Here is a 9,547-nt window from a genome sequence, read left to right on the forward strand (position 1 = left end):
GGAAGTCGGACCTCTCACCTCGCACTTCCCACTTCTCAATTGGCCAGCTAATTGTCTGACCCGCCCCTGAGCATAAAATGTTTTCCATGTGGTTATACACAAGACAACAGTGTCCTCAAGAAAACCCTTGCAAAATGCGTACGACTGGGTTACGGAAGTAAAGCGTATGAGAGCCTCTACCTAACTCTGAAGAATTAATCAGAGGCCGGCCATTGGGGATCTGGGATGTGGGTCGTTGGTGGCGTAACATCGGATCGGACTCACCTTACACCTCACAACTCCTACTTCTCAATGTCAACGGTCTCGTAGGGGGGATGCCCTTGTCCATTACAGACCTTGCCACCAAAACGGTCAGTGAGCTGCAAGCCATCGCCAGGAGGCTTAATATTCCGGGCTACTACCGGTACAGGAAACAGGAACTGATCCGGGAGATCACTCGGGCGCAGGAAATGAACCGGGCGCGGGAAGCGAGCCCGGTTCCGGAAAGCCCTCCGGTCCCGGAAAGAGCACCGCAGCCGGAGACGCCCCCGGAAAGGGACGTCGCCCCCCCGGCCCGCGAGGCGCCCCGGCTCCCCGAAACGGCCCGGTTCACCGACGTAAGCCGGCCAGGCCCGGACAGAAACGGTCTCTTTGTCGCCCAGGGTGTGTTGGAAGTCTTGCCTGAAGGATACGGTTTTCTCCGCCCCCACCAGTACCTCCCCTCTAACGACGATATCTACGTGTCGGTGTCACAGATCCGGAGGTTCGGCCTGCGCACGGGAGACCTGGTGTCCGGTCAGGTACGGAGGCCCAAGGACAGTGAAAAGTACCTGGCCATGCTGCGCGTCGAGCAGGTCAACGGAGAAAACCCCGAGAAGGCCGCCACGCGCACGCACTTTGACGCCCTGACGCCCCTTTACCCGCAGGAGAGAATCGTCCTGGAAACGACGCCCGAGATCATCGCCACGAGGATTATCGACCTCATCGCCCCGATCGGCAAGGGACAGCGCGGCTTGATCGTCGCCCCGCCCAAGGCGGGCAAGACCACGCTTTTGAAGCATATCGCCAACAGCATTACGGCGAACCATTCCGAGATTTACCTGATCATCCTGCTGATCGACGAACGTCCTGAAGAGGTTACCGACATCCAGCGCTCCGTTAATGCCGAGGTCGTGGCCTCCACCTTTGACGAGCCGCCGGAAAACCACGTCAAGGTCACGGAGATGGTCCTTGAGCGCGCCAAGCGGATGGTGGAGCACGGACACGATGTGGCCGTTCTCCTGGACAGCATCACGCGCCTCGGCCGTGCTTACAACCTCGTCGTGCCGCCCAGCGGGCGCACCCTGTCCGGGGGTGTCGACCCGGCGGCTTTGCACAAGCCCAAGCGTTTCTTCGGGGCCGCCCGCAAGGTCGAGGAGGGCGGCAGCCTAACCATCCTGGCCACGGCCCTGATCGAGACCGGGAGCAGGATGGACGAGGTTATTTTCGAGGAATTCAAGGGAACGGGCAACTGCGAAATCGTCCTCGACCGGCGCATCGCCGACCGCCGCATCTTCCCGGCCATCGACGTGCAGCGGTCCGGAACGCGCAAGGAAGAGTTGCTGCTTTCGAAGGACGAGCTTGAACTGATGTGGTACTTCCGCAAGCTCACCAACCAGATGACGGCCTGGGAGGCCATCGACCACATGATCGAAGAGATGAGGCGGACCAGGTCCAACAAGGAACTGCTGCGGAATTTCCAGGTCTTCAAGCAGGCCGCGGGCCCGCCCCTGCCTGCCTACGAAAACGGCAGAAGGGGCGCCGCAGGAACGTAATAACGGTAGTCAAACGGCAAACAGCTTAACAGCCAACAGCAATCGCAAGGCGTTACATGACGCCTTGCGATTTTCTGTATAAGGCCCCCCGTTTCCGGTAATGCTAGTTGGCGAATGACCAAAAGGAGGGTCAAAACCGGGGCGCCGTTTTTTCTGCCGGCCTCCGGGCAAAACGTTTTCCGTGCAAGAGGCTGTGAAAAAAGAGTTACCCGGCCTCTTGGAAGATGGGTGAGCTTTATGAACACTCGCAAAATAATAAGTATCGGCGTTATGGGGTTGGGGCTGGTTCTGGCCGTCCTCATCCCGGCAAACGCCCGCTACCATGAGCTGATTAAAACAAGTGAGACAAAGGCGCCGTCGTACAGACCGCTGAGCGAAATCGTCAACACCGACGAGCCGCGCTTTTATCAGGTCCAAAAGGGGGACACTCTATGGACGATCGCCAGGCGCCACCAGGTGATCGTGAGCAGCCTGGCTATGGCTAACGGCATAGACGACCATGACTGTATCAGGGTCGGGCAAAAACTGGTCATCCCTGACGGCAAACCCCGGGACATCCGCCACCGCGTCGGTGCGGGCGAGACCCTGTGGGATATCGCCAGGAAGTATAACGTCAGCGTGAACGACTTGGTCAAGGCGAACAGGTTCAGGAACCCCAACCTGATTGTCCAGGGGCAGCAGATCGTGGTGCCGGTGCGCTCGCTGGCCCTGCCGGCCAGGACCGAGTGGGGGCCGTTGATGTGGCCGGTGCGCGGGGCGGTCACCTCGCCTTTCGGCATGCGCGACGGCCGCATGCACAAGGGCATCGACATCGCCGCCGACGAGGGCGACGTCATCCGGGCGGCCCGTGCCGGCACCGTAAGCTTTTCCGGACCGGCGGGGACCTTCGGACTCCTGGTCATCCTCGATCACGGCGACGGCTTGACGACTTACTACGGTCACTGTTCCCGCCTGCTGGTCAAGGAGGGGGAGACCGTCCAGGCCGGAAAGCCGATCGCCCGTGTCGGGTCGACGGGGCGTTCGCAGGGTCCCCACCTGCACTTCGAGGTGCGGTGGAACGGCGAGCCGCATGACCCGGCCATGGTGCTGCCGGGTGGAGAGAAAATCTAAGAAGCCGCCGTAAGGCGGCTTCTTAGATTTTAAACATAAGACTGTAGGACGTAAGACATATGATACAAGACCCCAACACTTAAGACGTAAATGCCGTGCAAGACACGTACTTATAATTTATGATATTAAGTGATGTTTATCTCAAAGAATCAAGCCTTCAATTCATATCATAAGTCATATGTCCTACGTCCTACTTCCCGGCACTTCGTGCCGGTTGGCCGGAGTGTGATGCCGTGTTTAAACTCCTTTACGCCGACGAGGAAGGCAACCTCTACGAAGACCCCGAGCTTTCGGCGGCGGCCTGGGACGGTGCCAGGACCGTTCCGCTTGCGCGTTTTGATCCGATCCCGCTGCCGGAGGGGGCCGACCTGATGCTCCTGCCCGGCCGGCGGCCCGTGGCCTGGGATGCATCCTCCGGCAGGGCGGTCCGCGACGCGGGCGAGCGCCGGGGCGGCGGGCTCTATGCCGTAGCGGCCGTCCTGCCTGCCGGCTTTACGCGCACGGGGCTCCCGGCCTACCAGGCCGAAAAAGGGGCGCGCCGCCTGCCGCTGTACGGCTACACGGCGGTCGGCGCCGGAAAAGGGACGCTTTACGTCGCCGCCCTGGAGACCGACGAAGCCTTCAAGTGGAACCCCGCTCTGTATAACGATCCGACCTTGCCCGGGCGGATTAAGGGCCTGCGCAAGCGGTTCCCGGTGAACAGGCTCGTCGAGCACCTGGCCCGGTGCGCGCTGGAGTACCGTTGCCTCACCGCCCAGAACCTCTTCTACCGCCGGTGGGAGGCCGGTATTCCCGTCGCGGTCGGGTGTAACGCCGCCTGCTTGGGGTGCATCTCGCTGCAAAAGTCTGAATGCTGCCCGTCTTCACAGGAGCGCATCGCCTTTGTGCCGTCGGTCGCCGAGGTTGTGGAACTGGCCGTCCCGCACCTCGAGGAGGCCGTTGAGCCGATCGTCAGCTTCGGCCAGGGTTGCGAGGGCGAACCCCTGACCCAAGCCGACGTTCTGGCGCAAAGCATCCGGGAAATCCGCCGTCGGACCGGCAAAGGGACGATCAACGTCAACACCAACGCGGGCGATACCCGGGCGCTGGCCCGCGTGATCGAGGCGGGCCTGGACAGCGTCCGCGTGAGCATGATCAGCGCCAGGGAGGAGGTCTACAAGGCCTATCACCGCCCCGGCGGTTTTACCCTGGACAACGTCCTGGCCTCTCTGGCCGAGGCGAAGCGGGGAGGGGTTTACGTCTCGATAAACCTGCTCGTCCTGCCGGGCCTGACGGACAGGGATGAAGAGGTGGATGCGCTGGATGGGCTGATTGGCCGGGGCCTCGTCGACATGGTCCAACTGCGCAACCTCAACATCGACCCCGCTTACCTGTTCGCCCGTCTGCCGGGGAGGAAGGGCGAACTGCTCGGGATCAGGGAACTGATCCGGCGCCTCAAGGCCATACCGGGCCTTACCGTCGGTAATTATACCAAAGAAGTAAGCCGTAACGGCATTGTACGCTAGCAATCGGCAATTTGCACTGTCAAGGTCACCGGGGATTAAACCGCCAAGGGCGCCAAGGTGGGTACTTGGCGTGCTTGGCGGTTGGAAAATAGCATAGGTTTTGCTTGTATGGCCTCTCGCGATTGTGCTATAATACTTGCGGTTTCACTCCAAGAGAGAAAGAAGGTGCCGTTTGTGAAGCAAGAGATTCATCCGAAGTATGAAAAGGCCAAGATCACCTGTGTCTGCGGGGCCGCTTTTGAAGTCGGCTCGACCAAGAAGGAGATGAAGGTGGACATCTGTTCCAAGTGTCATCCCTTTTACACCGGTACGCAGCGCACCGTCGAGGTTCGCGGCCGGGCGGAAAACTTCCGCAGGAAGTACGGGCTCACTAAGTAGGTTAGCGTAAGTACGAGAATTAGCAGAGCGCCGGCTCTGCTATCTCTTTTATCCCAATGCCAAGTGCTAACAGCTTAGTGCGGACGCCGCTGAAGCGGCGTCCTTAATGGGAGAGAGTAATGATCCTGTTGAAAAAACCGGGACTGTTCAAAAACGAGCATGGCGCGGAAGGCGAAGTTTTTCAACAGTCCCTGATGAGGAAGCCTTTTAACTACGGCGGCCAGGCCGTAATCGAAGGCGTGATGATGCGGGGACCGCTTACCTGGTCTGTGGCCGTGCGGACCCCCGACAGGTCCATCGTTGTGGAGCAAAGGAAAGTCAGCAGCATCACGGAGCGCTTCCCCTTCTTGAAGTGGCCCTTTATCAGGGGCACCGTCGTCCTTTTCGATTCCCTGGTGCTCGGCCTGGAGGCCTTGAGTTTCTCGGCGTCCAAGGCCGCGGGCGAAGAGGAGAAACCGCTCACCAAGTGGGAGATCGCCCTGACCATGCTGGTCGCCTTTGCCCTAGCCATCGTCCTCTTCGTGCTGCTCCCCGTGGGGGTTGCCCACCTGACCCTGCCGGTGATCAAGGGCCAGGTCGCGCAGAACGTTTTCGAGGGCGTCTTGCGCGTCGCCGTCTTCCTGCTGTACGTCTTACTGGTCGGTCGGATGGCGGACATCAAGCGCGTATTCCAGTACCACGGCGCCGAGCACAAGGTTATCAACGCCCACGAGGCGGGCGCGGAGCTGACAATTCCCAACATCCAGCGGTTTTCGACCCTGCACCCGCGTTGCGGGACCAGTTTCCTGATGGTCGTGATGGTGGTCCACATCATCCTCTTCTCGTTGCTGCCGACCGAACCGCTGTGGTGGCGTTTCCTGTCGCGTCTGCTCCTGCTGCCGGTGGTGGCGGGCTTAAGCTACGAGTTTATCAAGAAGTCCTCCTGCCGCGGAGACAGCCTCTTCTGGAAGGCGGCCATGGCGCCCGGATTGTGGCTGCAGAAGCTGACGACGCGCGAGCCGGACGACGAGCAAATCGAAGTGGCCCTGACGGCCTTTAAATCCGTTGTAGCGGCGGAAGAAGGTGGACAAAGTGTTTGCCAAGCTTGATCACATCGAAAACAAATACGAGGAGCTTACGGGCCTGATCAGCGATCCCGGGGTCATTCAGGACCAGGAGCGCTGGCGGCAGCTCGTCAAGAGCCACGCCGAACTCGAGGACGTCGTGGTCAAGTACCGCGAGTACAAGAAAACGGTTAAGGATATCGAGGAACTGGAAGCCCTTCTCGAAGAGGAGAAGGATGTCGAACTCCGGGAGATGGCCGAAGAGGAGCTGGAGAACCTCGAGGCCCGGAAAGAAAGCCTGGAGCGCGAGATAAAAATCCTTTTGCTCCCCCGGGACCCCAACGACGAGAAGAACGTCATCATGGAGATCCGCGCCGGCACCGGCGGCGAGGAAGCAGCCCTTTTCGGCGCCGACCTCCTGAAGATGTACCTGCGCTACGCCGAGCGGATGGGCTGGAAAACCGAGTTCTTAAGCTCGAACATCACCGACCTCGGCGGGGTCAAGGAAGTCGTCGTGTCCATCCAGGGCAAGGGCGCTTACAGCCGGCTTAAATTCGAAAGCGGCGTGCACCGCGTCCAGCGGGTGCCCGAAACCGAGTCCGGCGGCCGCATTCACACTTCGGCGGCCACCGTCGCCGTCCTGCCGGAGGCCGAGGAAGTGGACGTGGAGATCAAGCCTGAGGACATCCGCATCGACGTTTTCTGTTCCTCCGGTCCGGGAGGACAGTCGGTGAACACGACCCAATCGGCGGTACGCATCACCCACCTGCCGACCGGGATCGTGGTGAGTTGCCAGGACGAGAAGTCACAGCACAAGAACAAGGACAAGGCCTTGAAGGTCTTGCGCGCGCGCCTGCTCGACAAGGCGCAGCGGGAACAGCAGGACAAGATGGCCTCGACGCGAAAGTCGATGGTGGGCTCCGGCGACCGCAGCGAGCGCATCCGAACGTATAATTTCCCCCAGAACCGCGTCACCGACCATCGCATCAACCTGACGCTTTACAAGCTGGAACAGTTCCTCGAGGGGGACATCGACGAGATGATCGAGGCCCTGATCAGTACGGACCAGGCCGACAGGCTCAAGCAAGTCGAAGGCTAAACCATTAGCCGGCAGGTGGACTTTGTGACTAAAGCTGCGGGTGTCGTACTCCCGCAATTTTGCTTTACATTGACCGAACCGCCAAGGTCGCCAAGGTAAAAGAGAACGCTAAGGCAAATTGTGGAGAGAAGTAGTAGTAGGGACCCTGTTAAGGGGCTACCAGAATTCTTGGCATCCATAAACGCTCTATAAGCGCTCTGAATAACTCCGTGATCTTGGCGTACGTGGCGTCTTGGCGGTTAGAAGTCATCGAGCTTTTGAGGTTTACCTCCGGGCAGGAGGTGTAGAGCAGAATTGAACATTCGAGAGGCGTTGACCAAGGCGCGGACTCTTTTGCGGGAAGCGGGTGTCGACTCCCCTGCCTTGGATGCGGAGGTTCTGCTCTGTGCCGTCCTCGGCTGCGGGAGAGCCGGCCTATGGGCCGACCCGGAGAGGCTCCTGACGGAGCCTCTTGCCCGGGAGTTTTTCGGCCTGGTGGAGCGGCGCCGCCGGCGCGTCCCGGCGGCCTACCTCACGGGACGGAAGGAGTTCATGGGGCTGGAGTTCTCGGTCACGCCCGCGGTTCTGGTTCCCCGGCCCGAGACCGAGCTTCTGGTCGAGACCGCCCTGGCGCTGCTCAAGGAGCGCCCGTCCCCGGTCGCGGTCGATGTCGGTACGGGAAGCGGAGCCATCGCCGTTAGCATCGCCTATTACCACCCCGACGCCAGGGTTGTCGCCACCGACGTTTCAGAGGAAGCCCTGGCCGTCGCCGTCGGAAACGCCCGGCGGTACGGCCTTGACGGCAGGATAACCTTTCTGGCCGGCGACCTGCTCGAAGCGCTTCCGGGGGACTTGGCCGGACACGTTGACCTGATTGCGGCCAACCTCCCTTACGTTTCTGCCGGCGAGATGGCGCATCTGCCCCCGGAGGTCCAGAGCGAACCGGCCGTCGCCCTCGACGGGGGGGCGGACGGCCTGACCCTGTACCGGAAGCTGGTGCCCGCCGCCGCCTTTTACCTGGCGGGGGGAGGATACCTGCTGATCGAAATCGGCCCGGGGCAGGGCCGTAAGGCGCTCGATTTGTTCGCGGGCCTGGAGTGGAATGCTGAACTACGGCTGGATCTGGCGGGACGGGAAAGACTAGTAGTGGCAAGAAGCATTTGAGGGCGGTGGCATGGAAGCTGGTTTAAGCACCCAGGCGGTTATCGCCGTCGTTATCTTTGTCGCAACCTATGCCTTCATCGTCGCCGAAAAGGTCCACCGTTCGGTGGTGGCCCTGGCCGGAGCGGCGGTCGCCGTTTTTTCGGGGATCATCACCCAGGACCAGGCCGTTGCGGCTATTGACTTCAACACCATCGGTCTGCTGGTCGGGATGATGATCATCGTCGGCGTCACCCGGGAGACGGGTATTTTCGAGGCCCTGGCTGTGTACGCCGCCCGCGTCGCCCGGGGCGAACCGGTGCGCATCCTGATTTACCTCAGCTTTATCACGGCATTCCTCTCGGCCTTGCTCGACAACGTCACGGCGGTGTTCCTGATCGTGCCCGTGACCTTCGCCGTCACCAGGAAGCTTCAGGTCACGCCGACGCCTTACCTGATCAGCGAGATTATCGCCTCCAACATCGGGGGTACGGGTACCCTGATCGGCGACCCCCCCAACATTATGATCAGCGGGCCGGCGGATCTGCAGTTCAACGACTTTCTCGCCAACACCGCCCCCATCGCCTTTGTCTGTTTTATGGCCGCCCTCGCCTTTCTCTACCTGGTCTACCGCCGCCGGCTGCGGACCGAGCCGGAACTTAAGCAGCAGCTCCTCGAACTGCGCCCCCGCGACTATATCCGCAACGTGCCTCTTCTTGTCCGGTCGATGACCGTCCTCGGCCTGACCATCGCCGGTTTTCTCCTGCACGGCGTCCTGCACATCCCCACGGCCAGCATTGCTCTCGGCGGGGCCACGCTTTTGCTCCTGATAACCGACCTTGAGACCGAGAAAGCCTTCCACAATGTGGAGTGGCCGACCCTCTTTTTTTTCACGGGGCTCTTCGTGCTCGTGGGGGCCCTTGAAGCTACGGGGCTGATGGAGCTCGCGGCCCGGGCCGTGCTGGACGTTACGGAGGGTCGGCTGCTGCTTACGGGCCTGGGGATCTTATGGGTGTCGGCGCTGGCCTCGGGTTTCGTGGACAACATTCCCTTCGTGGCGGCGATGATCCCGCTGTTGCAGGAAATGGGTCGCCTGGGCGGGATCGACGATCTCCGGCCCCTCTGGTGGTCCCTGTCCCTTGGGGCTTGCCTGGGGGGCAACGGGACGCTGGTCGGCGCCGCCGCCAACGTCATTGTCGCCGGCCTGGCCGAAAGACACGGTACCCGGCTCACTTTCGCGCGCTATTTCAAGGTCGGGTTTCCGGTCATGCTGATCACGATCGCGCTGTCGACCGTCTACCTCATCATCTTCCATTTGAGACCCCTGTAACAGCCCGGGTTACGACCCGCGCTCCGGTGTTTCGCTCCGGCCTCCGACTACCGACTACCTTGAAAAAAACGGCCCTTGCTATTCGGGTCTGGGTTTTATCCCCGAAAGCGACTTCGCTGAAAGCTTCGGGCACCGTTCTTAGCGAAGGTGAGGTCAGCGTGGCCGCCGAC

At 61.0% G+C, this 9,547-nt stretch carries 8 protein-coding genes; all 8 read left to right on the forward strand.

The annotated features are described in order from the left end of the window. The first annotated feature begins 314 nt into the window (after positions 1 to 314). The 8 genes from rho (at position 315) to ACUM6F_RS09060 (ending at position 9,377) form a co-directional block, all read left to right on the forward strand. Positions 315 to 1,793: a transcription termination factor Rho gene (gene rho / locus ACUM6F_RS09025; protein WP_426377585.1), complete on the forward strand. Its 1,479-nt coding sequence runs from the start codon at positions 315 to 317 to the stop codon at positions 1,791 to 1,793. A 237-nt stretch (positions 1,794 to 2,030) separates the two neighbouring features. Further along, positions 2,031 to 2,903, forward strand: coding sequence for a peptidoglycan DD-metalloendopeptidase family protein (locus ACUM6F_RS09030; protein ID WP_445349016.1), 873 nt, complete (start codon positions 2,031 to 2,033; stop codon positions 2,901 to 2,903). Between the two features lie 233 nt (positions 2,904 to 3,136). Then, entirely contained in the window at positions 3,137 to 4,408 is a 1,272-nt protein-coding gene (locus tag ACUM6F_RS09035) for a radical SAM family protein (RefSeq protein WP_445349017.1), read from the forward strand. Positions 4,409 to 4,582: 174 nt separating this feature from the next. Continuing rightward, a complete protein-coding gene (gene rpmE / locus ACUM6F_RS09040; protein WP_425620510.1) occupies positions 4,583 to 4,786 on the forward strand; it encodes a 50S ribosomal protein L31 in 204 nt (67 codons plus the stop codon). Positions 4,787 to 4,905: 119 nt separating this feature from the next. Next, positions 4,906 to 5,874, forward strand: coding sequence for a DUF1385 domain-containing protein (locus ACUM6F_RS09045; RefSeq protein WP_425620509.1), 969 nt, complete (start codon positions 4,906 to 4,908; stop codon positions 5,872 to 5,874). Then, complete coding sequence (prfA, locus tag ACUM6F_RS09050) at positions 5,858 to 6,928, forward strand: peptide chain release factor 1 (RefSeq protein ID WP_425622189.1); 1,071 nt, start codon at positions 5,858 to 5,860, stop codon at positions 6,926 to 6,928. Before ACUM6F_RS09045 ends, prfA begins: the two co-directional genes overlap by 17 nt. 294 nt (positions 6,929 to 7,222) lie before the next feature. Continuing rightward, positions 7,223 to 8,071, forward strand: a complete 849-nt coding sequence (gene prmC / locus ACUM6F_RS09055) for a peptide chain release factor N(5)-glutamine methyltransferase (protein WP_445349018.1) — start codon at positions 7,223 to 7,225, stop codon at positions 8,069 to 8,071. A 10-nt stretch (positions 8,072 to 8,081) separates the two neighbouring features. Continuing rightward, the gene (locus tag ACUM6F_RS09060; RefSeq protein ID WP_445349019.1) at positions 8,082 to 9,377 is read left to right on the forward strand and encodes an ArsB/NhaD family transporter; all 1,296 of its coding nucleotides are present in this window, start codon (positions 8,082 to 8,084) and stop codon (positions 9,375 to 9,377) included. The last annotated feature ends 170 nt before the right edge of the window (positions 9,378 to 9,547 follow it).

The organism is Desulforudis sp. DRI-14, from assembly GCF_052618305.1.